Here is a 24992-nt window from a genome sequence, read left to right as displayed (position 1 = left end):
CAGCACAAAGCGGAGCGAAGCCGACGAAAACAGAGAGGCGATCGCCGTCATGCATCGCTATAAATTCGTTCTGACGCGACCGCTGCAGTTCCTGCCCGTCATTTTCGGCATCAGCATCATCACTTTCATTCTGGTCCGGCTGATCCCCGGAGACCCGGCGCGCAACATCCTCGGCACGCGCGCCACGCCGGCGGCCCTTGCCAGCATCCGCGCCCAATACGGCCTCGATCAGCCGATGTGGCTGCAATATGTCTATTTCCTCAAGAACCTCGCCAATGGCGAGATGGGCAAGTCGATCCTCTACAAGATCGACGTGCTGAAGCTGATCGTTACCCGCATCGAGCCGACGCTTGCGCTCGTCGCCGCGAGCGTCGTGCTGTCGGTGCTGATCGCGGTGCCGATGGCGGCGATCGCTGCGCGCAATGCCGGCCGGGCGCCGGACCATGCGGTGCGCATCGTCTCGACCTTCGGCATCGGCTTTCCGCCCTTCTGGCTGGGACTGATGCTGATCATCCTCTTCAGCGTCGAACTCGGCGTGCTGCCGGTTTCGGGCTACGGCGCGACGATTGGCGAAAAGCTGTCGCATCTCGTGCTGCCGAGCCTGACGGTGGCGCTGTCGCTTTCGACCGTGCTGACGCGCAGCCTGCGGGCGGCGATGATCGAGCAGCTGAAATCGGATGTCGCGACGGCGGCGCGCGCCCGTGGCATGCCCGAAGGCATCGTCTTCTGGCGACATGTGCTGCCGAATTCGTTGGTACCGACGATCAACCTGCTTGCCGTCAACATCGGCTGGCTGATCGGCGGCACGGTGGTGGTCGAGAGCGTCTTTGCGCTGCCCGGCATGGGACAGCTGCTCGTCAGGGCGATCTTCTCGCGCGACTATATGGTGGTCCAGGGTGTCGCCATGGTCTTTGCCTGCGCCACCGTGCTCATCAACTTCATCGCCGACATCGTCACCGTCGCCGTCGATCCGAGGGTGAAGCTATGAGCATCGAGGCGATTGCTCCCGCATCTCTCGGCTGGCGCCGGTTCTTCGGCCGGCGGCTGATGCTTGCCGTCGGTGCCGGCCTGCTGTTGTTCTTCGTCCTGCTGGCGATCGGCGCGCCCATTGTCGCACCCTACGATCCGATCATGCAGAATGCCGATGTGCGGCTGCAGGCGCCCTCGCTGTTGCATCCCTTCGGCACCGACAATTTCGGCCGCGATATCCTCTCTCGCGTTATCTGGGGCGCGCGCCTCGACCTGCAGATGGCGCTGATCGGCGTCATTTTTCCCTTCCTGATCGGCACGACGGTCGGCACGATTGCCGGCTTCTTCGGTGGGATCGTCGATGCGCTGTTCATGCGTCTTGTCGATATCATTCTTGCCTTCCCCTTCCTGGTGCTGATGCTGTCGATCATCGCAATTCTCGGCCCTGGCCTCGGCAGCTTCTATATCGCCATGGCGCTGGTCGGCTGGGTCTCCTATGCGCGGCTGATCCGGGCGCAGATGCTGGTGCTGAAAAGCAGCGACTATGCCGTCGCCGCCGTCAGCCTCGGCTTCAGCCGCACGCGCATCATGTTTCGCCATCTGCTGCCGAACGCGATCGCCGGCTCGATCGTCTTTTCGATGTCGGATGCGACGCTGGTGCTGCTTAGCGGCGCCGCCGTCAGCTATCTCGGCCTCGGCGTCCAGCCGCCGATCGCCGAATGGGGCGTCATGGTCGCGGAAGGACAGAGTTTCATCACCACGGCCTGGTGGATCACGCTGTTTCCCGGCCTTTCCATCGTCTGTCTCGCCTTCGGCTTCAGCATGCTGGGCGATGCGCTCGGCGAGCTGTTGGGGGTGCACGAATGAGCGGCTCCGTACTCTCCGTCCGTGATCTTACCGTCAGGGCGCATGTCGATTCCGGCCCGCGCACGCTGCTCGATGCCGTCTCGCTCGATCTCGGCAAAGGCGAGATCCTCGGTCTCGTCGGCGAAAGCGGCTCGGGCAAGAGCCTGTTCTGCCGCTCCCTGGTGCGCCTGCTGCCCTCTTCGCTGCTGAAGATCGAGAGCGGCAGCGTGCTGCTCGAAGGGCGCGACCTCATGCGGGTCGATGATGGCGAGATGCTGAAAGTGCGCGGCGGCGAGATCGGCATGATCTTCCAGAACCCGACCAGCCATCTCGACCCGGTGATGCGGATCGGCGATCAGATCGCCGAAGGCATCCGCTATCATCAGGGCCTCGGCGCCCGCGAGGCCCGCGCCGCAGCGACGGACATCCTGGCGCAGGTCGGCTTCCCCGATCCCGCGCGCCAGTACGACAGCTATCCGCATGAATTTTCCGGCGGCATGCGGCAGCGGGCGATGATCGGCGTGGCGCTGTCCTGCAATCCGAAGATACTGATCGCCGACGAGCCGACGACGGCGCTCGACGTGACCATCCAGGCGCAGATCCTGCGGTTGTTGATCGACATTCGCGACCGGCGCGGCCTGTCGATTATTCTGATCACCCACGATCTCGGCATCGTCGCCCAGACCTGCGACCGCATCGCCGTGCTGCGCGGCGGCAAACTGCTCGAAGAGGGGCCGAAGCGGACGATCCTGGCGCGGCCGCAGCATCCCTATACGATCAACCTGATCAACAGCCACCCTTCCCTGCCGGGCGAGACAGCGGCGCCGCTGCCCGAAATTGCCGAGGCCGGCCAGCCGGCGAGGCCCTTGCTCGAAATCGATGATCTCCACGTACGTTTCAGAGCCGGTGGCGCCCTGCTTAAGGGCGGCGCCAAGACGGTGAGCGCCGTTGCCGGCGTCAGCCTGCAGATCATGCCGGGCGAGACGGTCGGCATCGTCGGCGAATCCGGCAGCGGCAAGAGCACGCTTGCCCGCGCCGTGCTCGGCCTCACACCGCTTTCCTCAGGCCACGTCACTTTCGACGGCGTCGATCTGGCGCTGCAGAAGAGCGCGGGCCTCGCAAAGCTGAGACGCGAGACGGCGATGGTCTTCCAGGACCCCTATAACGCGCTCAATCCGCGCCTGACCATCGGGCAGATGCTGGCCGAGGTCCTGAAGGTGCAGGGCAAGGTCGCCAAAGCCGATATCCCGGCGCGGATCAATGCTCTGCTCGACCTCGTCGGCCTCGAACGCGAATTTGCCGGCCGCAAGCCGCGCAGCATGAGCGGTGGCCAGTGCCAACGCGCCGGCATCGCCCGCGCGCTGGCCGTCGACCCGAAACTGATCATCGCCGACGAGTGCGTCGCCGCCCTCGACGTTACCATCCAGGCGCAGATCATCGAGCTCTTTCGCGAGCTCACGGCGAAGATGAACCTCACGCTGATGTTTATCGCCCACGATCTCGCGATCGTCCGCAATCTCTGCGAACGCGTGGTTGTGATGTATCGCGGCGAGATCGTTGAGGAAGGCCGTTCCGAAGAGGTGTTCGCGCGGCCGAAGCATCCTTATACGGCGGCGCTGATCGCCGCCATTCCCGACATCGATCCTGACAAACCGCTGCTGCAAGGCGCCGGTGGCAAGGACGATCCGCAATCGATACCGATCCAGCCCATCAAACGCATGCCATAACAACGAAGGGAACGAATTCATGACAAACAGGTGGAAATCAATCGGGCTTGCAGCCTTGCTCGCCGGCCTGACGCTCAGTGCAAGTTATGCCGAAGCCGCCGGTGTGCTGACCATCGGCCGCCGCGAGGATTCGACGACATTCGATCCGATCAAAACCGCGCAGAACATCGACAACTGGGTATTCTCCAACGTCTACGACGTGCTGATCCGCGTCGACAAGACAGGCACGAAACTGGAGCCGGGCCTTGCCGAAAGCTGGACCGCTTCGGATGACGGGTTGACCTACACGTTCAAGATCCGCGACGCGAAATTCTCCGACGGTTCGCCGCTGACCGCGGAAGATGCCGCCTACAGCCTGCTGCGCATCCGCGACGACCCCGCCTCGCTCTGGAGCGATTCCTACAAGGTGATCGATACGGCGGTCGCGACCGACGCGCACACGCTGACGATCAAGCTCAAGAACCCGTCTGCGCCGTTCCTTTCGACGCTGGCGCTGCCGAATGCCTCCGTCATCTCCAAGAAGGGCATGGAAACGCTGGGTGCCGATGCCTACGGCGAGAAGCCGATCGCATCCGGCGCCTTCGTGGTCGAGGAATGGCGGCGCGGCGACCGCGTCATTCTGAAGAAGAACCCGAACTTCTGGCAGGCCGACCGCGTCAAGCTCGACGGCGTCGAGTGGATCTCGGTGCCCGACGACAACACCCGCATGCTGAACGTTCAGGCCGGCGAGCTGGACACGGCGATCTTCGTTCCCTTCTCCCGCGTCGAGGAGCTGAAGAAGGACCCGAACCTCAACGTCGATATCGATGCCTCGACCCGCGAGGATCATCTTCTGATCAACCATGCGCATGGCGCGCTCGGCAAGAAGGAAGTCCGCCAGGCGCTGGATCTTGCGATCGACAAGAAGGCGATCGTCGATACCGTCACCTTCGGCCAGGGCACGGTCGCCAATTCCTACGTTCCGAAGGGCGCGCTCTATTACTATGCCGACAATCTGCAGCGGCCTTATGATCCCGAAAAGGCAAAGGAGATGCTGGCTGCTGCCGGCGCCTCCGACCTGACGCTGAACTATCTGGTGCGCGCCGGCGACGAAGTCGACGAACAGACGGCCGTGCTCGTCCAGCAGCAGCTGCAGAAGGCCGGCATCACCGCCAATCTGCAGAAGGTCGACCCGAGCCAGGAATGGGACATGATCGTTGCCGGCGACTACGACGTCTCTGTCAACTACTGGACCAACGACATTCTCGATCCGGACCAGAAGACCACCTTCGTCCTCGGCCACGATTCCAACAACAACTACTCGACCAATTACAAGAACGAGGCGGTGAAAGAACTGGTGGCCAAGGCTCGTCTCGAGCTCGACCCGAAGAAGCGCGAACAGATGTATGTCGAATTGCAGAAGATGGCGAAGGACGACGTCAACTGGATCGACCTCTATTACAGCCCCTATATCAACGTCTCGCGCAAGAATATCGAGAACTTCTACCAGAACCCGCTCGGCCGTTTTTTCCTGGAAGATACGGTCAAGAACTGAGTTCGGGCAGCATGCAAATGCTCCGCCGCCGTAAAGGCGGCGGAGCCTCATTTATTGCTGCGACACGTGGATGAGGCCGCTTGCTACTCGGCGGCCGCGAGCTTGTCCTGCGTCCTGGTGTCGAAGTCGCTGGCGTCGTGGCGCTCGTGCAACTGGCTTGCGGGCTCGCCGGAGAGGCGGTTGACCATCCGGCCGCGTTGCACGGCCGGCCTGCTATGAATGGCGTCGGCCCAGCGCAGCACGTTCTTATAGTCCTCGACCTGCAGAAACTCGGCCGCGCCGTAGGTCCAGCCCTTCACCAAGCCGCCATACCAGGGCCAGACGGCAATATCGGCGATCGTATATTGGCTGCCCGCCAGATACTCGCTTTCGGCAAGGCGACGATCGAGCACGTCGAGCTGCCGCTTCACCTCCATGGCGAAGCGGTCGATCGCATATTCGATCTTGACAGGCGCATAGGCGTAGAAATGGCCGAAGCCGCCGCCGAGATAGGGGGCGCTTCCCATCTGCCAGAACAGCCAGGACAGGCATTCGGCGCGGTCGGCTGGCTCGGTCGGCAGGAAGGCGCCGAACTTCTCGGCGAGATAGGTCAGGATGGCGCCGGATTCGAAGACACGGATCGGCTTCGGACCACTGCGGTCCATCAGCGCCGGGATCTTGGAATTGGGGTTGACCGCGACGAAGCCGCTGCCGAACTGGTCGCCATCGCCGATCTTGATCAGCCAGGCGTCATATTCGGCGCCGCTGTGGCCGAGCGCCAGCAGTTCCTCGAGCATGATGGTGACCTTCTGGCCGTTCGGGGTGCCGAGCGAATAGAGCTGCAGCGGATGACGGCCGATCGGCAGTTCCTTGTCATGCGTCGCTCCCGCGATCGGGCGGTTGATGCTGGCGAACTGGCCGCCATTCGCCTTGTTCCAGGTCCAGACCTTCGGGGGTGTATAATCGGAAGAACCGCTCATCTTTCAAACTCCTGGGATTGGTCAGACAGAGTGCGGCGCAGGTTGGGTTGCCGCATTTTTCCTGACATAGCAGAGGCGATGAGGTTTTGTCACAGGTGTCGGCGCGGTTTCACGCAATCGTCAGAGTCTTGGCAAAGCTGAAGAAAACCGCTGCTTCAGGCATCCGCGTCGGGAAGACGCCTGCCTGTTGCCGCTGAAAACAGATGTTCGCTGGCAGACCGCAAGGCGAAGCGGATCGCGTCGCCCGGCCTTACGGCGATGCGCTCGCGAAACAACATATTGACGTTTTCTTCCCCGATCCTGGCCCCCTCGATCCGGGCAACGACCTGCGTTTCCGCGCCTGTGGGCTCGACGACCACGACCTTCGCCGGTGTTCCATCATCGGCGATGACGAACTGTTCCGGCCTGATGCCATAGATGAGTTCTTCGCCGGGATCGGCCGTCCCGGGACGCAGCGACAGCGGCATGGCGACGCCGCTTTCGGTGCGAAAGATCGAAGGCGCGTCGGCCTGGATGCGGCCCTTGAGCAGGTTCATCGCCGGCATGCCGATGAAGCCGGCGACGAAGGTGGTTGCGGGGCGATCATAGATTTCCAGCGGGGTTCCGATCTGTTCGACAATGCCGTCGCGCATCACGACGATGCGGTCGGCCATGGTCATCGCCTCGGTCTGGTCATGGGTGACATAGACGGTGGTGATCTTCAGCCGCTGGTGAAGCTCCTTGATCTCGGCGCGCATCGCCACGCGCAGCTTGGCGTCGAGATTGGAAAGCGGTTCGTCGAAGAGGAACACTTTCGGATCGCGCACGATCGCGCGGCCCATGGCGACGCGCTGGCGCTGGCCGCCCGAGAGATGACGCGGAAGGCGGTCGAGATAGGGTTCCAGCGCCAGGATCTTTGCGGCGGACTGCACTCGGTGGCCGATCTCGTCCTTGGCCGTGCCGCGCAGCTTCAGGGAAAAGCCCATATTCTCGGCCACCGTCAGATGCGGATAGAGCGCATAGCTTTGGAACACCATGGCAATGTCGCGCTCCTTCGACGGCAGGTCGTTGACCATGCGGTTGCCGATTGAAAGCCGGCCGCCCGAGATCGTTTCCAGGCCGGCGATCATGCGCAGCAGCGTGGACTTGCCGCAGCCGGACGGTCCGACGAGCACGATGAATTCACCATCCTCGATATCGACGTCGACGCCGTGAATGACCGGCAGGTTGCCGTAGGACTTGCGGATGTTGTGAAGCGCAATCGACGCCATGATATTCCCTCCCCCACGAGAACAGGATGATTTCAGGCCGCGCCCTCGCCCTCATGATTGACCGCCGTGCGAGTGCCGGAGGAGAACATGATCAAGGCGAAGAGCGGTTCGGTACCGAGCGCGCGCGCCCAGTGCCTGATATTGCGGGGAATCCGGATGGCGTCGCCGGCTTCGAGCCGGTAGAGCGCATCGCCGAGCTTGTGCTCGCAATGGCCGGAAACGACGTAGAGGATTTCCTCGCAATCGGGATGCGAGTGCAGCTGGTTGCGCTCGCCGGGATTGATCCGGCAGGTGCCGAAGGTCATCTCGGCGCCGGGCGTGCCGTCACCAGTGATCTTCCAGTTGAGTTCGCCCCAGCTGGTCGGCATGAATTCGCCGCCGGCTTTCCTGAATATGACATCGGTATCGGTCAAGGCTGTCGCTCCCCTGTCAGAGATTGGTGGTGACGCCGGCATCCGCGCATCTGTAGAATTCGAAGAGCCTCATGATCTCGCGGGCGATTTCGAGCGTGCCCCTTGTTATCGGCGTGCCGGAGAGGATCGCATCCGTCAGATGCAGGATTTCGGGCACATAACCGAGATAAAACAGGTTGTTGTTGTAGAGCTGGCCGAGCGAATGCTCCGGCTCGTAGAACAGCGCCGCATTCTCGTCCGGCTGGATGAAGCTCGCGGCACGGCCATAGGACGGCAAGTCGGCCTTGCGGAAGTAGGTCAGCCGGCTGCCGTTTTCGACGATGGCGTTGGCGCCTTCGCCGATGATTTCGACCCGCTCGAAGATGCTGCCGCCCGACTGGCCGGCGGCAAGATGCAACGTGCCGATTGCCCCGGAGCGGAAGCGCAGGCTGGTGACGGTCGCGCCCGTCGACGCTTCCCATTCATAACCAGCCCGTTCGATCTCGCCGCCGAGGAAGTTGAGGATCGCGCCCGGATGGTAGATATGGTCGAGAAAGCTCTGCATCTTGACGAGATCGGCGCGGTCTTCCTGGCTCGGCAGGCTCTGGGGATAGCGGACATTGATCGAGGTCAGCCGGCCGAAACCCGGCGAGCCGATCAGATCCTTGAGCTTTTCGATTGTGGGGAAAAAGGTCTTCTTCAGGCCGGTCATCACCATGCGGCCGGCCGCGCTACTTGCCGCCTGCAGCCTTTCGATGTCCGCAAGGCTTGCCGCCGTCGGCTTTTCCATCCAGACGTGAGCGCCTGATGCAAGCCCGTCGAACGCCAGGTCGGTCGCCTGCACCCGGCCGTCGGGATGATAGGCGGTGACGAGAAAGACCAGCTCCGGGTTTTCCCGTTCGAGCATCTCGCGATGGTCGGTATAGGCTTTTCCGGCGCCGAAGAGTTTTGCGAATTTCTCGGCGCGGCCGAGATCGAGATCGCAGATGCCGGCAAGCTCGACCGGCGCGTAACGCAGCGCCGGATAGACATTGCGATAGGCATGACCGCCGGCGCCGATGAAGCAAGCCTTGATGCGGTGATCGAATTCGAAATTGTAGCGGATTTCCCGCTGGACATGATGCGACATGGTCAGCCCTTGATTGCCCCCTGCGTTAGCCCCTCGGTGAAGCGGCGCTGCATCAGGATGTAGAGAAGAATGATCGGCAGGAATGAAATGACGGTCCCGGAAAAAACCAGGCGGTAATCGGAAGCATAGGTGCTGGCGAAGCGGACGAGCCCGAGCGGCAGCGTCTGCACCTCGGGACTGATCAGCACGATCAGCGGCAGGAAGAAATCGTTCCAGGTGGAGAGCGCGCTGATGATGACGAGCGCCTGCACCGCCGGCGTCGAGATCGGCAGAAAGACCTTGGTGAGGATCTGCAGATGCGAGGCGCCGTCGATCTTGGCGGCCTCGATCAGATCATCAGGCACGCCGATGAAGAAGCTCCGCATCAGGAATATGCCGAAGGGAATGCCGTTGCTGACCTGCACCAGCACGATACCAGCAAGCGTGTTGACGAGGTTCAGCCCGAAAAGCACCTGATAGAGCGGGATGACGATCGCCTGGACGGGCACGGTCAAGCCGAGGATGAAGGCGTAGAACAGCCATTCCCGGCCGGGAAAACGGATCTTGGCAAGCGCATAGCCGGCCGGCGCACAGGTGATCAGCGACAGGGCGACGACGCCGATGAGATTGATGAGGCTGTTGCCGACGAGTTCGCCGAACCCGCCGATCTGCCATGCATCCAGATAGTTCCGCCACATCAGGTCGGCGGGCCAGGTGAAGGGGTCGGCCTGGCCGATCTCGGCCTCGGTCTTGAAACTCGAGACCACCAGCCAGACGAAGGGGGCTAGGATCAGGATCAGTGCCGGGGTCAGGGCCAGCGCCACCGGCCATTCGCGATGACGGACGCTCATTGCGAAAGCCTCGCACGCCAGCGGTTGAAGACGATGGTGATGGTGATCGCAAGCAGGCTGAGCAGGATGCAGAGTACCGCCGCAAGCCCGTGATCCTGGGACTGGAAGGCAAGCCGGTAGATATAGGTGGTGATCAGCTCGCTCTGGTAGAACGGCCCGCCATTGGTCATGACGAAGACCGTGGCGAAGCCCTTCAGCCCGTTGATCATTGCCAGCGAGACGACGAAGGTCGTCACCTCACGAAGCCCCGGCAGCGTCACGTAGATCAGTTTCTGGAAGGCGTTGGCGCCGTCCACTTCGGCCGCGTCGTAGAGCGAGCGGTCGATGTTCTGCAGGCCGGCGATGAAGAGCAGCATGTAGAGGCCGAAGCCCTGCCACGAGCTTGCGATATTGACGGAAAAGAGCACCAAAGCGGGATCGGACAGCCAGCCTTGGGTGAAGGCGCCGAGCCCGATCCGCGTCAGCGCGGTATTCAGCAGGCCGAAGAACGGATCGTAGATATTGGCCCAGATGACGCCGACCACCGCCAGCGACACCAGATGCGGCAGGAAGAAGGCGGTGCGGAAGAAGACCTGGGTGATCCGCAGCCTGCTGACGGCAAGCGCCAGCAGAAGACCGAGCCCGCCTGCCATCACCACATGATAGGCCAGCCAGAGGAAGGTATGGACGAGGCTCTTCCAGACGATCGGATCGTGTGCGGCCTTGGCGTAATTGTCGAAGCCGACGAAACTGGCGGAGGTATTGAAGCCGGCTGAACTGTTGAAGCTCAGCCAGAAGGTGGCGGCGATCGGCAGCAGGGTGAAGACGGCATAAAGGCCGAGCGCCGGCGCCATCAGCCACAATGCGGTGCGGGCATCGCCAGCGGATGAGTCAGATGTGGCAGCCCCCGTCGTCCGGCGTTTGGACATACGGACGGACAGGCCGCCCGTATGTCCCGCCACGGCAGGCGCATCCCTGAGAGGAGCCACGACCTTGCTTCCGGGCGTTTCTGGAATGACCACTATTTCGCCTCTGCCATCTTTGCCTGGATCTGCTTCATGCCGTCCTCGCCGCCGATCTGGCCGGAGATCAGGCCCTGGATGACCTGGAAGTAGGTGTCGAGTACCGGTCCGGGCAGATAGACGCTCGGATTGTAGCCGACGCCGCCGGCGGCAGCCGCGAAGATGTCCTTCAGCACGGGCGTCGGCGGCTCGACGCCCGGGATTTCGCGCGGATAGATCATCGTGCTTGCCGGATCCTGCGCGCGCTTCTTCATCACCGCATCGGACAGCATGAAGTCGATCCATTTCATCGCGAGTTCCGGCTGTCTGGAGTTGACCGGCACCAGCCAGCTCCAGCCGACGCCGCCGGTCGGTATCGCCGCACCCTTGATGTCGGAAGGCATGGGCGCGTAACCGGCATTGGCGAGGTCATAGCCGGCCTTGCGGGCATTGGCGGTGAACCACGGGCCGGCAACGAACATCGCCGCGCGCTTGTTGAACCAGAGGCGGGAGGCGCCATCGAGATCGAGGCCGGCCATTTCCTTCCTGATGTCGCCCGCCTCGACCAGCTTCTGTAGCCGGACGGCGCCGGCGGCGACCGAAGGATCGTCCCAGGCGATTTCGCGGCGTAGCGCCTTGCCGATCACCTCTTTACCGCTCGCCGATTGTAGCAGATTGCCGAAGAGGTGGCCGGCACTGCCGGTGGTGCGCGGGCCGATGGCGATCGGCTGCAGACCGGTCTCACCGATCGATTTCAACAGTGCTTCGAACTCGGTCCAGGTCGCCGGAATCTTCCAGCCGGCCTGCTCAAAAATATCCTTGTGATACCAGATGCCAAGCGCATCGAGGCCATCGGGAACCTCATAGATTTCGCCGCCGAACTGGCCCTTCAGCTCGGTGTAGAGCCAGGGATAGATCTGGTCCTTCCAGCCGCGTTTTTCATATTGCTCGGTGAGCGGCATGACCTGCTTGGCGTTCTTGACGACGCTGATGCGGCCGATGCCGGAGTTGGTGAGGATCACGTCGGGGCCGGCGTCCGACTGGATGGCCGCCTGCACCGCGCCGTTGCTGATCGTCCCGGTCGGCGGCATGAATTCGACGGTCACGCCGAGATTGGCCTTTTCGAAATCGGCCTTGATGCCGTTCCATAGCTGGGCCACCAGCGGTTCGGTGATCTGTTCCGGACCCCACATTTTCAGGGTTTCGGCATGCGCCAGCGAACTTGCGGCGATCATCGCCGCCAGTGCCGTGCTGCGGGCAAGAAATTTCAGCATTGCTCCCTCCTCCGGCCGCTCCACGGCCACGTTTTTCACTTGTCGAAAAGGAGACCTCCCTCTCCTTCGCTCCACTGGCATTTCATCCGGCTAACGCGCTGGATTTTCCCTCTGAAACCGAGCCATGACGGCCTGCTGGACGTCGCTGATATGAGCGTGCATCAGGGTCTTTGCGCGGGTAATGTCGCGTGCCCGGAACGCCTGCAGGATCTGATCGCGCTCCTCGGCCGCCCTCTCGGCCAGATCGCGGCTCTCGTTGGCGATCGAGCGGCAAATCTGGATCTGCAGCGCGAGCCGCGCCAGCGTTTCGATCAACGGCGCGCTTCCCGAAAGCTCGGCGATGGTCTCGTGAAACTCCTTGTCGCGAATGCCGTAGGTCTCCATGTCGCCGCGGCGAAGTGCCGCCACCGCCTCATCGAGGATGCGCTCGAAACCGGCGATGTGCCGGTCGCTCATCTGTGGAACGGCGAGCTCGACGGCGAAGCATTCAAGCGTCTTGCGTAGATCGTAGAGATCGTCGATCTCCTTCGGCGTGAAGCTGCGCACGAAGAAGCCGCGATACGGCTTGATCTCGATCAGCCCTTCCTTGGCGAGCGTGCCGATCGCTTCGCGAAACGGTGTGCGGCTGACCTGCAGGCGCTCCGTCAGTTCCTTTTCATCGATCGAGACGCCGCTCGGCAGCTCGCCGGAGACGATCAGGCGAACGATTTCCTCGTAAATCCGCTCGCGAAGGGTGAGGTGGCGCGGTGCGTTCATGGTCTCCATTTCCGTCTGGCATTCGTGATTTGAGTATGCAATATACGAAAGAATATACAATATGGAAAATACAAAATCGGGAATTTTATCTAGAGAATGTCGGAGATCGATCAAAAAGGGAGGAAAACCAATGGGAAAGGTCTATATCGTCGGCACTTGCGACACCAAGGGTGCTGAACTGAGCTACGCCAGGGAGGTGGTTCTTTCGGCCGGAACCGAGGCTGTTCTGGTCGATGTCGGCACGCTTAGGGAAGGCACCGGCGCCGATGTCCAGGCGCGTGACGTCGCCGCATTTCATCCTGAGGGCGCTGCGGCCGTGCTCGGGCAGACCGATCGGGGAGCGGCGGTTTCGGCCATGGCCAAAGCGCTGACGGCATTCCTGAAATCGCGCAACGACATCGGCGCCGTGCTCGGCCTTGGCGGCACCGGCAATACCGCGCTGGTGACGGAGGCGATGCGAACGCTTCCGATCGGCCTGCCGAAACTGATGGTCTCGACGGTCGCCTCGGGCAATGTGGCGCCCTATGTCGGCCCGAATGATCTCACCATGATGTATTCGGTCGTCGACATCGCCGGCTTGAACGCCATCTCGCGCAAGGTAATCGGCAATGCGGCAAATGCGGCGGCCGGCATGGCCCGCAACCCCATCCCCGTCTCCAGCGATGATCGGCCGGGCATCGGCATGACCATGTTCGGCGTCACCACCTCCTGCGTCACCCAGCTCCGCGAAATGCTCGGCAAGACGCATGAAATCTACGTCTTCCATGCGACCGGCGTCGGTGGCCAGTCGATGGAGAAGCTTGCCGATTCCGGTCTGTTGCAGGGCGTAATCGATGTGACGACGACGGAGGTGCCCGACCTTCTCATCGGTGGCGTCTTTCCGGCGACCGAGGATCGCTTCGGCGCCATTATCCGCACCGGCCTGCCCTATATCGGCTCGGTCGGCGCCGTCGATATGGTGAATTTCGGCGCGCGGGACACCGTGCCGGCGCCCTTCCGCGACCGCAGGCTGCACGTCCACAATGCACAGGTGACCCTGATGCGCACCACCCCGGAGGAAAACCGCAGGATCGGCGCTTTCATCGTCGAGCGGCTCAACCAGATGCAGGGTCCGGTCCGCTTCCTGCTGCCGCTTCAGGGCGTTTCAGCGATCGACGCCGCCGGTCAGCCATTCCATGATCCCGAAGCCGACGAGGCGCTGTTTTCTGCCATTCGTGGCGGCTGGCGCGAGGCGCCGAACAGGCGCCTCGTCGAGATAGACGCCCATGTCAACAGTCCGGAATTCGCCACGGCACTCGTTGCCGGCTTCCATGAGATCCATGCCTGAGGAGAGAGTTTTGACCCGCATCGACAGAAACGACATTCTGAGCGAGCTTCGCCGCAAGATCGCCGAAGGCCTGCCGATCATCGGCGGTGGCGCCGGCACCGGCCTTTCCGCCAAGAGCGAAGAGGCCGGCGGCATCGATCTGATCGTGATCTATAATTCCGGCCGCTACCGCATGGCCGGCCGCGGCTCGCTTGCCGGCCTGCTCGCCTATGGCAATGCCAACGAGATCGTCAAGGAGATGGGCCGCGAGGTCCTGCCGGTCGTGCGCCACACGCCGGTGCTTGCCGGCGTCAACGGCACCGATCCTTTCATGCTGCCCGATCACTTCCTCGACGAGCTGAAGGCAATGGGTTTTGCCGGCATCCAGAACTTCCCGACCGTCGGGCTGATCGACGGCACGTTTCGCGCCAATCTCGAAGAGACCGGCATGGGCTTCGATCTGGAAATCGATATTATCGCCCGCGCCAACGCCAAGGACATGCTGACGACACCCTATGTCTTCAGCAGCGAGGACGCGATCGCGATGACCAAAGCCGGCGCCGACATCGTCGTCTGCCATCTCGGCCTGACCACAGGCGGCGCGATCGGCGCTGAAACGGCGCTGACCCTCGATGGATGCGTGGAGAAGATCAACGAATGGTCGGATGCCGCAAGGTCGATCCGCGACGACGTCATCGTGCTCTGCCATGGCGGGCCGATCGCCATGCCCGCGGACGCGGCCTATGTGCTTGCACGCTGCAAGGGTTGCAACGGCTTTTACGGCGCGAGTTCGATGGAGCGTTTGCCGACCGAGGTCGCGATCAGGGCGCAGGTCGAGGACTTCGTGAAGATATAGGCGCGGCTTGGACCGGCCGTACACCAGCTGCCGGTGCCTCCATTGCCAGCGCCGGCAGCGACATTATGGCATGACCATCGCGTCGCGGGTTTCCCTGGAGCCAAGGATCTCGTCCAGCTGACCGACAAGAACACGGCTGCCCTCCACGTCGGAAGCCATCCTGGAGAAGAGGTCCGCCATGCCGCGGAAGATGGTCGCCGCCGGATCATCTTCTCCCAGGAAATCGGCAATCTCCTGCATTTCGGCGACCCATCGATAGGCTTTCGGGTACATGTCGGGAATGGATTTCGACAGCTTGCGGTCGACGTCGGGAAGGCTTTCGGAGAGTTCGGCTTTCAGGCTTTCGGCAGCACCCGAACGCGATGCGGCAAGCAGCATGGCAGTGCCGAGGCCGATAAATCCCTTGTTGATGCCGGCATAACACATCTTCAGTGCCGAGGCGGCGCCGAGCGGTCCGTCGAGCCTGCGGATCCTGAGGCCGCAATCCTCAAGCAGCCGGCTCCGCTCGGCACGATCGCCGCTGATATAGATGGTCGGACCTGATTTGCCGGGAACCGGCGGCCCGCCGATGATCGCGCCATCGAGCACCTCCACGCCGCTGCCGTCGAACCGTGCCGCCAAAGCCTGCATGGTTTTTGGCGCAATCGCGTTGAGGTCGATGAAGGGCGGCGGCGCCGGCATCCTCGACGATATGTCCGCGACGAATTCGGCGACCTTGATCGCCTGCGCCGGCGGAACGATCGACAGGATCAGCTCGGCCTTTGTCAGCTCCTGGCGTCCGACCGGCACCATGCCGGCTGCCATTGCCCGCGCAATCGTCTGCTCGCTTCTGCCCTCGAGATGGGTCAGCACCGTGGCGCCGCGGTCGATCAGCCGTTTGGCGACAGCGCTTCCCATCGCACCCGATCCGATAATCGCAAAATGCGGCATGTGAACCTCAATAAGTGACGACATCGGGTTAGAACTGTTGCTGATGGCCATATCGTCAACTGCGACGATTCAGCCGGAGGTCCCGTTCTAAGCAAATGGCGGTTTTGTGAGGGCTACCGTTGCGAGGCCTTTCCTTGACATTCGTCAATGCCGCGAAGGTTGAGACCGGTATGATCGGCGCTATCATTCGCATTCGAGGATATGGATTTCAATGTATCGAACAATCATCTGCGGCATCGGCACGGGTTCGAGGCAAACGGCAATCCGGCTTTTGCGCCGGGCTGCGGCATTGGCGGATGAAGGCGGAAGCATCGTCGTCATGCATGTCATCGAGAATATCCCGCGCCGTCACCTGACGGAGCTTCCCGAGGCATTCGAAACGACCGCCATCGTCGACGCCGAAAAGAAACTTGCATCGCTCTGCAAGGAAATGGGGATTTTGGCGACGATCGAGGTTCGCATCGGCATTGCCGCTTCCCAGCTCGTTTCCGTCGCAAGGGAGAAGTCGGCCGATCTCATCCTGCTGTCGTCGCATGTGACCGATATCACCGACTACGTCTTCTCCTCGATTGTCGACAAAGTCGTGCGCCACGCCGGGTGCTCGGTTCTCATCGATCGGCGTTTAGATCACGCATATGAGGGCGCGGCGTCTCAAGCCGAAGACGTGGCATTGTTCTAATCTCCACTGCGCTGGCGTGACCGCAGTGGCTTTGTCGCGCTGATATCGTCCGGCGACCAATTTACCCTCCCCGGCGGCGGCCCGGCAACCTATATCATCCCCAAGCCAACCAGCAGTATACGCTGCCCTCAGGAGATATGTATGAGCCAGGATCCCTATGAGCTTCTGGGCGTGAAACGGGATGCGACGCAAAAGGATATTCAAAGCGCGTTCCGCAAGCTCGCCAAGAAACTTCACCCCGACCTCAACCCCGGCGACAAAAAGGCAGAGGAGCGGTTCAAGGAAATTTCAACCGCTTATGAGATCTTGAGCGACGAGGAAAAACGCGGGCGTTTCGACCGCGGCGAGATCGATATTTCAGGCGCCGAGCGGGCGCAGCGCAATTATTACCGCGACTATGCCTCGAAGAGCGGCCCTGGCGATCCCTACCACAACAGTGCCGGATTTGCCGATTTCGGCGATGCCGACGATGTCTTTGCCAACTTCTTTTCACGCCGGGCCGGAGGCGGCCAGAGCCGTGGTCGTGGCCGGGACCGCCAGTTCTCGATGGAGGTCGATTTTCTCGAGGCCGTCAACGGCACCAGGACCGAGGTCAAGCTTCCTGGCGGCCCAGCGCTTGACGTGCAGATCCCGCCGGGAACGCGCGATGGCCAGACCTTGCGGCTGCGCGGCAAGGGCGAGCCGGGCATCGGAGGCGGTCCGGCGGGTGATGCCCTGATCGAAATCCGTGTAGGCCCGCACCGCTTCTTCACGCGAGACGGCGACGATATCCGCCTGGAACTGCCGATCTCGCTCAATGAGGCCGTGCTCGGCGGCAAGGTTCGTGTGCCGACGCCGTCTGGGCCGGTCAATCTGACGCTGCCGCCGCATTCGAACACCGGCAAGGTCCTGCGCCTCAAGGGCAAGGGTGTTGCAAAACGCAGCGGCGGACATGGCGACGTTTATGTCTCCCTGAAGATCGTGCTGCCTGACAATCCCAACGAGCGGCTGACGGATCTGGTGAAGGAATGGGCGACGGCAAACTCGTATGATCCGAGAAAGAACATGGAGGCTTGATCATGGATGATCTCGAATTCCGTCTTTACTTGAAAATCGACATCGACCAGCTCGACCTCTGGATCGAACAGGGTTGGTTGATCCCCGAGACCTCAGGCGGCCAACGGCAATTTCGCGACGCCGACGTCGCGCGAGCGCGGCTGATCCTGGACCTCATGGGAAACATGGGCGTCAACGAAGCCGGCGTCGATATCGTCATGGAGCTGGTCGACGAGTTGCACGGCCTGCGGGGAACGATGGGCAAGTTGATGACCGCCATCGGCAGGCAGGAGCGGGATGTTCAGCGCCGGCTGTTCGACAGCCTCGAGGAGGTCGACCGGGTCTAGAGTTACTTGCGTGCAGGCGTTTTCTTACGACGCTCCATGACGGCGACAATGCGAGCCTGCTGCCTGCGAGAGGAGGCAGCAGGCTAGTGGAATGCAAGTCATCTGGTCATGGATGACTGGGCATGGTATCGTCCGCGCCTGGGGGCCTGTCATGTCTGAATTGCTTCAAAAAGCATCGGGGCAGAGCGATCCGCGCGCGAAGCGCCGGGCGGAAGTGCTGGCTTTCCTTATCCTTGCATTCGGAATATGGCCTCTGGTCGCCGTGGGTGTCGTCGGCGGCTACGGTTTCCTCGTATGGATGTTTCAAATCGTGTTCGGCCCTCCGGGGCCGCCGGCGGGGCATTGAGCCATGTCCCAAGTGCCGATGTCTCGACGTCAATTCCTCTCAGTCCGGCCGGCAACGACCGATCACAGGATTTGTCCGCCAGGAGCATCGATGCAAAGCCTTGCCGCGGCATGCACGGGGTGCGGACGATGCGAGGAGCGATGTCCCACCAAGATAATCCGTCTGGTGGACGGACTGCCGTTGCTCGACTTTATGCGAGGCGAATGCACGTTTTGCGGTGAATGCGCGGCATTGTGCCCGCAACCCGTTTTCACCACAGAGCGGATCGATCGTTTTGCCCATGTCGCCGCGGTTGGTGATACCTGCCTGGCGAAGCGCGGCATCACCTGTCAGTCCTGCGGAGAAGCTTGCCCTCAGCAGGCGATCCGTTTCCGGCCCCGCGTCGGCGGCCCGTTTCTTCCGGAACTTCGCACCGACATTTGCAATGGATGCGGAGGGTGCATCGCCGGATGTCCCGTCAACGCCATCGTGTTGCAGCCGAGCGGGATGGAGGCGGCCGATGCCTGAGCGGGGTCTGCGCTATCACATATCGAGTGCCGTGATCGCGACCATGCCGGCCCGCACCGGGGCTGTGCTGGCGGCCATCGCCGAGATGCGGAATGTGGAAGTCCACGCTCACGCCAACGGAAAGATCGTCGTCACTATCGAGGGAACGAGCACGGGCATGCTCGGCGATCGTCTATCGCAAATCTCGCTCCTGGACGGCGTGATTGCGGCAAACATGGTGTTCGAGCATGTCGAGGAGGAGATGCAAGGCCATGACGGGAGAATTGAACAGGCGTGAGCTTCTGAAGGCCCAGGCCGCCGCCATCGCCGCGGCCGCTGCCGGAATAGCGATGCCGGCTGTCGCGCAGCCGGTGCCCGGCGGCGTCGGTGCATTGGAAATCAAATGGTCGAAGGCCCCCTGCCGCTTCTGCGGCACCGGTTGCGGCGTCATGGTGGGCGTCAAGCAAGGTCAGGTCGTTGCAACGCATGGAGACATGCAGGCGGAGGTCAATCGCGGCCTTAACTGCATCAAGGGCTATTTTCTCTCCAAGATCATGTATGGCGAGGACAGGCTTCAGACCCCTCTGCTGCGAAAGCGGGACGGCCGCTACGCCAAGGACGGCGAGTTCGAACCGGTGAGCTGGGACGAGGCCTTCGACGTGATGGCCGAGCAGTGCAAGAAAGTGCTCGAGGACAAAGGCCCGACGGCTGTCGGCATGTTCGGCTCCGGCCAGTGGACGATCTTTGAAGGATATGCCGCGACAAAGCTGATGCGGGCCGGCTTTCGTTCCAACAATCTGGACCCCAATGCCAGACACTGCATGGCCTCGGCCGCTTACGGGTTCATGCGGACCTTCGGCATGGACGAGCCGATGGGCTGTTACGACGATTTCGAAAACGCGGACGCCTTCGTGCTCTGGGGCTCGAACATGGCGGAGATGCATCCGATCCTCTGGACACGCCTCGCCGACCGCCGGCTTGGGCAACCGCATGTGCGCGTCGCGGTGCTTTCGACCTTTACGCACAGGAGCATGGATCTCGCCGATATTCCCATCGTTTTCAAACCGGGAACAGATCTGGCGATTCTGAATTTCATTGCCAACCACATCATTCAAACAGGACGTGTGAACGAGGACTTCGTCCGCGACCACACGAAGTTTGCAAAAGGCGTCACCGATATCGGCTACGGCCTGCGCCCGGACAATCCGGTTGAAATCGCAGCGGCCAACGCCAGCGATCCCGGCAAGACCGAACCGATGGATTTCGACGCCTTCAAGGCGTTCGTTAGCGAGTACACGCTGAAGAAGACGTCCGAACTCACCGGGGTCGATCCCGAATTCCTGGAGCAGCTTGCGGAACTCTATGCCGATCCTGACCGCAAGGTGATGTCGCTTTGGACGATGGGATTCAATCAGCATGTCCGCGGCGTTTGGGCGAACCAGATGGTCTACAACCTGCATTTGCTCACCGGGAAGATCTCCGAACCGGGCAACAGCCCGTTCTCCCTCACCGGTCAGCCCTCGGCCTGCGGGACGGCCCGTGAAGTGGGAACCTTCGCGCATCGCCTTCCCGCCGACATGACGGTGACGAACCCCGAGCACCGCAAACATGCCGAAGAAATCTGGCGTGTCCCGCAGGGGATCATTCCGGAGAAGCCAGGATATCATGCAGTCCAGCAGGACCGCATGCTGAAGGACGGCAAGCTGAATTTCTATTGGGTGCAGGTCAACAACAACGTCCAGGCCGGACCGAATACGAGCAACGAAACCTGGCAGGGTTATCGCAACCCCGAGAATTTCGTCGTGGTTTCGGATGCCTATCCGACCATAACGGCGATGAGCGCAGACCTGATCCTTCCTGCGGCGATGTGGGTCGAGAAGGAAGGCGCCTATGGAAACGCCGAACGGCGCACCCATGTCTGGCATCAACTCGTTCAGGCCAAGGGCGAGGCGCGATCCGACCTCTGGCAGATCGTCGAATTCTCGAAGCGATTTACCACCGATGAGGTCTGGTCGAAGGAAATCCTCGATGCCAATCCGGCGTATCGAGGAAAAACGCTTTTCGACGTGCTCTTTCGCAATGGCGAGGTCGACCGGTTTCCGCTTGATGAGATCAGGGCCGAATACGACAATGCCGAGGCCAAGGCGTTCGGATTCTACATCCAGAAAGGCTTGTTCGAGGAGTATGCCTCCTTCGGGCGCGGGCACGGACACGATCTGGCGCCCTATGACCTCTATCATGAGGTCCGTGGACTGCGCTGGCCGGTGGTCAACGGCCAGGAGACGCGCTGGCGATACCGGGAAGGTTACGACCCCTATGTGAAGCCCGGCGAGGGCGTGAAATTTTATGGTCAGAAGGACGGCAGGGCCGTCATTCTGGCCGTGCCCTACGAGCCGCCGGCCGAATCTCCCGACGACGAATTCGATTTTTGGCTGGTTACCGGCCGTGTGCTCGAACACTGGCACTCGGGATCGATGACCATGAGGGTGCCGGAGCTTTACCGGGCATTTCCCGGCGCGCGATGTTTCATGAATGCCGAGGATGCCCGCAAGCGCGGCATCAATCAGGGGGCGGAGGTGCGGATCGTTTCCCGCCGCGGCGAGATCCGCTCGCGCATCGATATCAGGGGCAGGAATCGAATGCCGCCCGGCGTCATCTTCGTCCCCTGGTTCGACGCCAGCCAGTTGATCAACAAGGTCACGCTCGACGCCACCGATCCCATCTCCAAGCAGACGGATTTCAAGAAATGCGCGGTCAAGATTCTCCCCGCCGTTTAAGGCGACCGGAATGGCAGGCAATCGCAGCCGGCGTCGTCGTTTTCCTCGCGACGGCCGCCTTCGGTCAGGTGATGCAGCAAACCGTCCCCCAGCTGGAGGGCCCGACGCCCTCGATGGAAACAGGGGCCGCCAAGCCGCTGCCGAAATGGATCGTCGACGACAAGCGCAGGATGCGCGCCTATCCCGACCAGCCGCCGATCATTCCGCATTCGATCGAAGGTTACGAACTGTCGGTCAACGCCAACCGCTGCCTCTCCTGCCACAAGCGGGAGTTCACGCAGGATAGCGGCGCGCCGATGATCAGCGTCACCCACTATATGACGCGCGACGGCCAGATGCTCGCCGACGTCTCCCCTCGCCGCTACTTCTGTACGGCGTGCCATGTGCCGCAGGCGGACACCCAGCCACTCGTCCCCAATGCGTTCAAGGACATGAGCGAGCTCGGTTTCAAGCCGGCCGGAAGCGAGTGACCGTCATGATCGCATTTATCAGGAAAGCGGTTCTGTGGGCGTGGTCGATCCTGACGACGCCGGCGGCAACGATCGGGCTCGGCGTCCTGACGCTGGGCGGCTTCGTTGGTGGCGTTCTCTTCTGGGGCGCGTTTAATACCGCGCTGGAACTGACCAATACCGAAAACTTCTGCACCTCCTGTCATGAAATGCACGACAACGTCTATCAGGAGCTTTCGCGCACCATCCATTTTTCCAACCGATCGGGGGTGCGGGCGACATGCCCGGACTGCCACGTGCCGCATCAATGGACCGACAAGATCGCCCGCAAGATGCAGGCCTCCAAGGAGGTCTGGGGCAAGATATTCGGCACGATCAACACCCGGCCGAAGTTTCTGGAAAAGCGGCTGGAACTTGCGCAGCATGAATGGGCGCGCATGAAGGCCAATGACAGTCTGGAATGCCGCAACTGCCATTCGTCGGTGGCGATGGATCTGCAGAAGCAGACACAACGCGCCGCCGAGATCCATACCCGATATCTGCTTTCCGGCCAGGCGACCTGCATCGACTGCCACAAGGGTATCGCTCACGAATTGCCGAACATGGAAGGCATCGATCCCGGCTGGAAAATGCCGAAGGAACTCGAGGGCAGGAAGATGGTGAATGCGACGCCTATCGCCGACCTTCAGGAGGCCATGGCGAGGGCTCACGCGTCATCCATGGAGGATGCGAGATAGGCTTTCGCGGATGAATTGTCAGACGGTGTACCAGTAGCGGACGATGTGGAAGAACAGCGGCGCTGCGAAGGTGATGGAATCCAGCCGGTCGAGCACGCCGCCGTGACCCTCGATCACATAGCCCCAGTCCTTGGCGTTCAGATCGCGTTTGATGGCCGAGAGCACGAAGCCGCCGAAGAAGCCCGCGACGACGATGACCGTGCTGATGGCCGCCGCCTGCAGCGGCGAGAACGGCGTCAGGCGATAGAGCAGCGTTCCCACAAGGATGGCCGAGGCGCCGCCACCGAAGAGGCCTTCGAGCGTCTTCGATGGGCTGATGTTCGGCGAGAAGCGATGCTTTCCCAGGAGCTTGCCCCAGACATACTGGAAGACGTCGCTGAGTTGCACCACGATGACGAGATAGACGAGAAGCAGGGCGGATGGCGTACCGGTCTGCAGCATCAGAAGTGCGGGAGCATGGCTGATCGAATAGACCGTCAGCATCAATCCCCATTGCACCCTGGCGGTCCGGGCCAGGAATTCGTTGACGTCGCCCGTCAAGGTCGCCACCGCCGGCAGGATCAGGAAGGCATAGACCGGGATGAAGATCGCAAATAGGCCGTACCACGCCGTTCCGAGCAACAGGTAATGAAGTGGCAGGACGACGAAGAAGGACAGGAACAGCGCCAGGTGATCGCCGCGCCGCGATGGCGTCAGCGTCCAGAATTCGCGAAGCGCCATGAAGGACAGGAATGCGAACAGGACGACCACCGCGGTATCGCCGAGCAGAATCGCGCCGCCGAATATCGCGACCATGATCCACCATGAGCGAATTCGGGCATTGAGATTGTGGACGGTAGCGACGGATCCGGGCTCGGTCGCCCGCCGCTGAAGGGTGAAGCCAATGGCCGAGGCGACGGCCAACAGGCCGAGGATCGCGGCAAGCACGATGGAGAAATGGCTGGTCATGCGATGCGTTCTCCGTCTGCTAGCTCGATGACCGCGGCACGGGCGCGGGCCAGGAACGCGTCTTTTCCTTCGCCCGGTTCGACGCGGAGCGGCTTGCCGAAGCGCGCCGTGCAGGTGATCGGGACGATCAGCCAGCTTCCCTTGGGCAGGATGCGCTGAAGATTGTCGAGATGGATCGGCACGAGATCGACATCGGGGAAACGGCATGCAAGGCGATAGATGCCGCTGCGGAAGGGGGCGATCTCATCGCTGGCGCTTCTCGTGCCTTCCGGGAAGATCAGGACCGAGCGCCCCTCCTCGAGCAGGCGCTCGATCGGCTCCAGCGGGTTGCTGTCGGGCAGAGGCTTGCGGTCAATCAGGACGGCGCGCAGGCCTTTCTCGGCGATGAAACGGCGAAAGGCGGTCGTTCCCCAATAATCGCGCGCCGCAACCGGATGGGTCAGCCGTCGCACCGGCCACGGCAGGGCGGCCATGACGGCGACGGTGTCGACATGGCTGTTGTGATTGGCAAAATAGATGCGGCGGCGGGGGTCGGGCGTGCAGCCCCGCCACTCGCTGCGGGCGCCGACCACGATGCGGACGAAAAGCACGAGAAGGCGACGGATGAGTGCGATCATAATCTCTCCAGCGAGCGGGCAAGTCTTATCGTCCGCGTGGTGCAGGTGACGAGGCTTCCCGCCGCGATGATGACGGAGGCAAGGAGCAGCGACCAATGGCTGGCCGATATCAGCGTCTCCACGCTCTGGGCGACGAGGCCCGCCGTCAGTACCGCCATGCGGCGCTGCTTGGCCATGATGCCGCTGAAGTCCTGGGGAAGACCGACCGCTCCTCCGAAGACCCTGATATAGGCGGTGAGTGCGGCGAGCAGCGCAGCCAGCCAGCCGAGCCAGGCAAAGCCGCAGGCATAACCGGCTGCGACGAGAAGCAGGCTGTCGGCGATCCGGTCGGGGAATTCATTGTAGAGCGGCCCGCTCTTGGTTTTCTTGCCGCCTTCGATCGCGACCATGCCGTCCAGCAGATTGCAGACGAGCCGCATCTGCACCGAGATCGCGGCGCAAACCATGGCGATCGGATGGGCCGTGAAGAGGATGAGCGCCGCGCCGAGGCTGGCAAACAGGATCGAGAAAAGCGAAATGCCGTTTGGCGTGACACCGGTGCGTGCCAGCCACGCACTCAGGCCGATCGCCCAGGACGACGACCGGCTCGCGATCGGCCGCCGCGAGGCGTCTTCTTCATCACCCATTTCAATTTCCCCAACCCGATAGTTCTATGCATATCCTGCCGGAGTCGTCGCGCCAAGCCCCTGTAGATCCTGCCCGGCAAGCACGGTGGCGCCGAGCGTGCAGCCTGCCATGCCTCGTTTTTTCAGTCAGGTCGCGGTGGCCGATCAGCCTGATTTTTAAGCCCATTCGCGGCTTGACACATTTTTAGGCGCTACTATGATTTTTGA

Annotated in this window: 27 protein-coding genes; 15 read left to right on the top strand and 12 right to left on the bottom strand. The window is 62.0% G+C overall.

The genetic code is table 11. The annotated features are described in order from the left end of the window. Positions 1-49: 49 nt before the first annotated feature. From NE851_RS04700 to NE851_RS04685, 4 genes are read left to right on the top strand one after another with little or no spacing between them, the layout of a single operon-like run. A complete protein-coding gene (locus NE851_RS04700; protein ID WP_047613202.1) occupies positions 50-988 on the top strand; it encodes an ABC transporter permease in 939 nt (312 codons plus the stop codon). Beyond that, a complete protein-coding gene (locus NE851_RS04695; RefSeq protein ID WP_047613200.1) occupies positions 985-1836 on the top strand; it encodes an ABC transporter permease in 852 nt (283 codons plus the stop codon). The genes NE851_RS04700 and NE851_RS04695 overlap by 4 nt, the downstream gene beginning before the upstream one ends. Beyond that, positions 1833-3542, top strand: a complete 1710-nt coding sequence (locus tag NE851_RS04690) for a dipeptide ABC transporter ATP-binding protein (protein WP_097543972.1) — start codon at positions 1833-1835, stop codon at positions 3540-3542. The genes NE851_RS04695 and NE851_RS04690 overlap by 4 nt, the downstream gene beginning before the upstream one ends. Positions 3543-3561: 19 nt before the next feature. Continuing rightward, positions 3562-5076 (top strand): ABC transporter substrate-binding protein, encoded by a 1515-nt coding sequence (locus NE851_RS04685; protein ID WP_047613196.1) that lies wholly within the window; start codon positions 3562-3564, stop codon positions 5074-5076. An 83-nt stretch (positions 5077-5159) separates the two neighbouring features. Here NE851_RS04685 and yghU read toward each other — a convergent pair whose 3' ends face one another. The 8 genes from yghU to NE851_RS04645 form a co-directional block, all read right to left on the bottom strand. Further along, on the bottom strand, positions 5160-6035 hold the full coding sequence (yghU, locus tag NE851_RS04680; protein WP_063476155.1) for a glutathione-dependent disulfide-bond oxidoreductase: 876 nt from the start codon (positions 6033-6035) through the stop codon (positions 5160-5162). 155 nt (positions 6036-6190) lie between these two features. Next, a complete protein-coding gene (locus tag NE851_RS04675) occupies positions 6191-7285 on the bottom strand; it encodes an ABC transporter ATP-binding protein (protein ID WP_132573459.1) in 1095 nt (364 codons plus the stop codon). Positions 7286-7317: 32 nt separating this feature from the next. Continuing rightward, the gene (locus NE851_RS04670; RefSeq protein ID WP_097543975.1) at positions 7318-7698 is read right to left on the bottom strand and encodes a cupin domain-containing protein; all 381 of its coding nucleotides are present in this window, start codon (positions 7696-7698) and stop codon (positions 7318-7320) included. Between the two features lie 16 nt (positions 7699-7714). Beyond that, positions 7715-8806: a Gfo/Idh/MocA family protein gene (locus NE851_RS04665; RefSeq protein ID WP_097543976.1), complete on the bottom strand. Its 1092-nt coding sequence runs from the start codon at positions 8804-8806 to the stop codon at positions 7715-7717. A 2-nt stretch (positions 8807-8808) separates the two neighbouring features. Continuing rightward, a complete protein-coding gene (locus NE851_RS04660) occupies positions 8809-9636 on the bottom strand; it encodes a carbohydrate ABC transporter permease (protein ID WP_063476153.1) in 828 nt (275 codons plus the stop codon). Then, positions 9633-10544, bottom strand: a complete 912-nt coding sequence (locus NE851_RS04655; RefSeq protein ID WP_206114570.1) for a carbohydrate ABC transporter permease — start codon at positions 10542-10544, stop codon at positions 9633-9635. Before NE851_RS04655 ends, NE851_RS04660 begins: the two co-directional genes overlap by 4 nt. A gap of 92 nt (positions 10545-10636) precedes the next feature. Further along, positions 10637-11890, bottom strand: a complete 1254-nt coding sequence (locus NE851_RS04650) for an ABC transporter substrate-binding protein (RefSeq protein ID WP_097543977.1) — start codon at positions 11888-11890, stop codon at positions 10637-10639. A 90-nt stretch (positions 11891-11980) separates the two neighbouring features. Then, on the bottom strand, positions 11981-12646 hold the full coding sequence (locus NE851_RS04645) for a GntR family transcriptional regulator (protein ID WP_063476151.1): 666 nt from the start codon (positions 12644-12646) through the stop codon (positions 11981-11983). A 130-nt stretch (positions 12647-12776) separates the two neighbouring features. On the opposite strand from NE851_RS04645, the gene NE851_RS04640 reads away from it, so the two are divergent. Further along, positions 12777-13973, top strand: a complete 1197-nt coding sequence (locus NE851_RS04640) for a Tm-1-like ATP-binding domain-containing protein (RefSeq protein ID WP_097543978.1) — start codon at positions 12777-12779, stop codon at positions 13971-13973. Next, positions 13966-14808: a phosphoenolpyruvate hydrolase family protein gene (locus tag NE851_RS04635; RefSeq protein ID WP_132573461.1), complete on the top strand. Its 843-nt coding sequence runs from the start codon at positions 13966-13968 to the stop codon at positions 14806-14808. The genes NE851_RS04640 and NE851_RS04635 overlap by 8 nt, the downstream gene beginning before the upstream one ends. A 63-nt stretch (positions 14809-14871) precedes the next feature. Here the strand turns inward: NE851_RS04635 and NE851_RS04630 are convergent, their stop codons facing one another. Next, positions 14872-15789: an NAD(P)-dependent oxidoreductase gene (locus NE851_RS04630; protein ID WP_097543980.1), complete on the bottom strand. Its 918-nt coding sequence runs from the start codon at positions 15787-15789 to the stop codon at positions 14872-14874. 160 nt (positions 15790-15949) lie between these two features. Between NE851_RS04630 and NE851_RS04625 the strand changes: the two genes are divergently transcribed. From NE851_RS04625 to NE851_RS04585, 9 genes are all read left to right on the top strand, one after another. Then, positions 15950-16417, top strand: coding sequence for a universal stress protein (locus tag NE851_RS04625; protein WP_097543981.1), 468 nt, complete (start codon positions 15950-15952; stop codon positions 16415-16417). Positions 16418-16558: 141 nt separating this feature from the next. Then, positions 16559-17473 (top strand): DnaJ C-terminal domain-containing protein, encoded by a 915-nt coding sequence (locus NE851_RS04620; RefSeq protein WP_097543982.1) that lies wholly within the window; start codon positions 16559-16561, stop codon positions 17471-17473. 2 nt (positions 17474-17475) lie between these two features. Then, positions 17476-17799: a chaperone modulator CbpM gene (locus tag NE851_RS04615; RefSeq protein ID WP_097594764.1), complete on the top strand. Its 324-nt coding sequence runs from the start codon at positions 17476-17478 to the stop codon at positions 17797-17799. Between the two features lie 151 nt (positions 17800-17950). Then, entirely contained in the window at positions 17951-18145 is a 195-nt protein-coding gene (gene napE, locus NE851_RS04610) for a periplasmic nitrate reductase, NapE protein (protein WP_097544073.1), read from the top strand. A 3-nt stretch (positions 18146-18148) separates the two neighbouring features. Beyond that, positions 18149-18652, top strand: coding sequence for a ferredoxin-type protein NapF (locus NE851_RS04605; protein ID WP_132573463.1), 504 nt, complete (start codon positions 18149-18151; stop codon positions 18650-18652). Continuing rightward, positions 18645-18929: a chaperone NapD gene (locus NE851_RS04600; protein WP_097543985.1), complete on the top strand. Its 285-nt coding sequence runs from the start codon at positions 18645-18647 to the stop codon at positions 18927-18929. Before NE851_RS04605 ends, NE851_RS04600 begins: the two co-directional genes overlap by 8 nt. Next, positions 18904-21408: a periplasmic nitrate reductase subunit alpha gene (gene napA, locus NE851_RS04595; RefSeq protein ID WP_254955475.1), complete on the top strand. Its 2505-nt coding sequence runs from the start codon at positions 18904-18906 to the stop codon at positions 21406-21408. The genes NE851_RS04600 and napA overlap by 26 nt, the downstream gene beginning before the upstream one ends. Next, positions 21378-21878: a nitrate reductase cytochrome c-type subunit gene (locus NE851_RS04590; RefSeq protein WP_097622801.1), complete on the top strand. Its 501-nt coding sequence runs from the start codon at positions 21378-21380 to the stop codon at positions 21876-21878. Before napA ends, NE851_RS04590 begins: the two co-directional genes overlap by 31 nt. A 5-nt stretch (positions 21879-21883) precedes the next feature. Then, positions 21884-22594, top strand: coding sequence for a NapC/NirT family cytochrome c (locus NE851_RS04585; protein ID WP_164735902.1), 711 nt, complete (start codon positions 21884-21886; stop codon positions 22592-22594). An 18-nt stretch (positions 22595-22612) separates the two neighbouring features. On the opposite strand, the gene NE851_RS04580 is transcribed toward NE851_RS04585, so the two are convergent. From NE851_RS04580 to NE851_RS04570, 3 genes are read right to left on the bottom strand one after another with little or no spacing between them, the layout of a single operon-like run. Beyond that, positions 22613-23542 carry a phosphatidate cytidylyltransferase gene (locus NE851_RS04580; protein ID WP_097543988.1) on the bottom strand — a complete coding sequence of 310 codons (930 nt, stop codon included), beginning with the start codon at positions 23540-23542 and terminating at the stop codon, positions 22613-22615. Next, positions 23539-24159: a lysophospholipid acyltransferase family protein gene (locus NE851_RS04575; RefSeq protein ID WP_097543989.1), complete on the bottom strand. Its 621-nt coding sequence runs from the start codon at positions 24157-24159 to the stop codon at positions 23539-23541. Before NE851_RS04575 ends, NE851_RS04580 begins: the two co-directional genes overlap by 4 nt. Continuing rightward, positions 24156-24785: a CDP-alcohol phosphatidyltransferase family protein gene (locus NE851_RS04570; protein WP_132573465.1), complete on the bottom strand. Its 630-nt coding sequence runs from the start codon at positions 24783-24785 to the stop codon at positions 24156-24158. The genes NE851_RS04575 and NE851_RS04570 overlap by 4 nt, the downstream gene beginning before the upstream one ends. Positions 24786-24992 lie beyond the last annotated feature (207 nt).

Source organism: Rhizobium anhuiense bv. trifolii (assembly GCF_024346605.1).
GTDB lineage: Bacteria > Pseudomonadota > Alphaproteobacteria > Rhizobiales > Rhizobiaceae > Rhizobium > Rhizobium anhuiense.
This window is presented reverse-complemented; position numbering and strand designations above follow the sequence as displayed.

Excerpts from the sequence above, each read along its gene's own strand:
- NE851_RS04600 (WP_097543985.1), top strand. The coding sequence starts at position 18,645 with ATGCCTGAGCGGGGTCTGCGCTATCACATATCGAGTGCCGTGATCGCG.
- NE851_RS04645 (WP_063476151.1), bottom strand. The coding sequence starts at position 12,646 with ATGAACGCACCGCGCCACCTCACCCTTCGCGAGCGGATTTACGAGGAA.
- NE851_RS04615 (WP_097594764.1), top strand. The coding sequence starts at position 17,476 with ATGGATGATCTCGAATTCCGTCTTTACTTGAAAATCGACATCGACCAG.
- NE851_RS04665 (WP_097543976.1), bottom strand. The coding sequence starts at position 8,806 with ATGTCGCATCATGTCCAGCGGGAAATCCGCTACAATTTCGAATTCGAT.
- NE851_RS04690 (WP_097543972.1), top strand. The coding sequence starts at position 1,833 with ATGAGCGGCTCCGTACTCTCCGTCCGTGATCTTACCGTCAGGGCGCAT.
- NE851_RS04695 (WP_047613200.1), top strand. The coding sequence starts at position 985 with ATGAGCATCGAGGCGATTGCTCCCGCATCTCTCGGCTGGCGCCGGTTC.
- NE851_RS04605 (WP_132573463.1), top strand. The coding sequence starts at position 18,149 with ATGTCCCAAGTGCCGATGTCTCGACGTCAATTCCTCTCAGTCCGGCCG.
- NE851_RS04620 (WP_097543982.1), top strand. The coding sequence starts at position 16,559 with ATGAGCCAGGATCCCTATGAGCTTCTGGGCGTGAAACGGGATGCGACG.
- napA (WP_254955475.1), top strand. The coding sequence starts at position 18,904 with ATGACGGGAGAATTGAACAGGCGTGAGCTTCTGAAGGCCCAGGCCGCC.
- NE851_RS04585 (WP_164735902.1), top strand. The coding sequence starts at position 21,884 with ATGATCGCATTTATCAGGAAAGCGGTTCTGTGGGCGTGGTCGATCCTG.
- napE (WP_097544073.1), top strand. The coding sequence starts at position 17,951 with ATGTCTGAATTGCTTCAAAAAGCATCGGGGCAGAGCGATCCGCGCGCG.
- NE851_RS04640 (WP_097543978.1), top strand. The coding sequence starts at position 12,777 with ATGGGAAAGGTCTATATCGTCGGCACTTGCGACACCAAGGGTGCTGAA.
- NE851_RS04650 (WP_097543977.1), bottom strand. The coding sequence starts at position 11,890 with ATGCTGAAATTTCTTGCCCGCAGCACGGCACTGGCGGCGATGATCGCC.
- NE851_RS04625 (WP_097543981.1), top strand. The coding sequence starts at position 15,950 with ATGTATCGAACAATCATCTGCGGCATCGGCACGGGTTCGAGGCAAACG.
- NE851_RS04575 (WP_097543989.1), bottom strand. The coding sequence starts at position 24,159 with ATGATCGCACTCATCCGTCGCCTTCTCGTGCTTTTCGTCCGCATCGTG.
- NE851_RS04570 (WP_132573465.1), bottom strand. The coding sequence starts at position 24,785 with ATGGGTGATGAAGAAGACGCCTCGCGGCGGCCGATCGCGAGCCGGTCG.
- NE851_RS04675 (WP_132573459.1), bottom strand. The coding sequence starts at position 7,285 with ATGGCGTCGATTGCGCTTCACAACATCCGCAAGTCCTACGGCAACCTG.
- NE851_RS04655 (WP_206114570.1), bottom strand. The coding sequence starts at position 10,544 with ATGTCCAAACGCCGGACGACGGGGGCTGCCACATCTGACTCATCCGCT.
- NE851_RS04685 (WP_047613196.1), top strand. The coding sequence starts at position 3,562 with ATGACAAACAGGTGGAAATCAATCGGGCTTGCAGCCTTGCTCGCCGGC.
- NE851_RS04580 (WP_097543988.1), bottom strand. The coding sequence starts at position 23,542 with ATGACCAGCCATTTCTCCATCGTGCTTGCCGCGATCCTCGGCCTGTTG.
- NE851_RS04700 (WP_047613202.1), top strand. The coding sequence starts at position 50 with ATGCATCGCTATAAATTCGTTCTGACGCGACCGCTGCAGTTCCTGCCC.
- yghU (WP_063476155.1), bottom strand. The coding sequence starts at position 6,035 with ATGAGCGGTTCTTCCGATTATACACCCCCGAAGGTCTGGACCTGGAAC.
- NE851_RS04590 (WP_097622801.1), top strand. The coding sequence starts at position 21,378 with ATGCGCGGTCAAGATTCTCCCCGCCGTTTAAGGCGACCGGAATGGCAG.
- NE851_RS04635 (WP_132573461.1), top strand. The coding sequence starts at position 13,966 with ATGCCTGAGGAGAGAGTTTTGACCCGCATCGACAGAAACGACATTCTG.
- NE851_RS04630 (WP_097543980.1), bottom strand. The coding sequence starts at position 15,789 with ATGGCCATCAGCAACAGTTCTAACCCGATGTCGTCACTTATTGAGGTT.
- NE851_RS04660 (WP_063476153.1), bottom strand. The coding sequence starts at position 9,636 with ATGAGCGTCCGTCATCGCGAATGGCCGGTGGCGCTGGCCCTGACCCCG.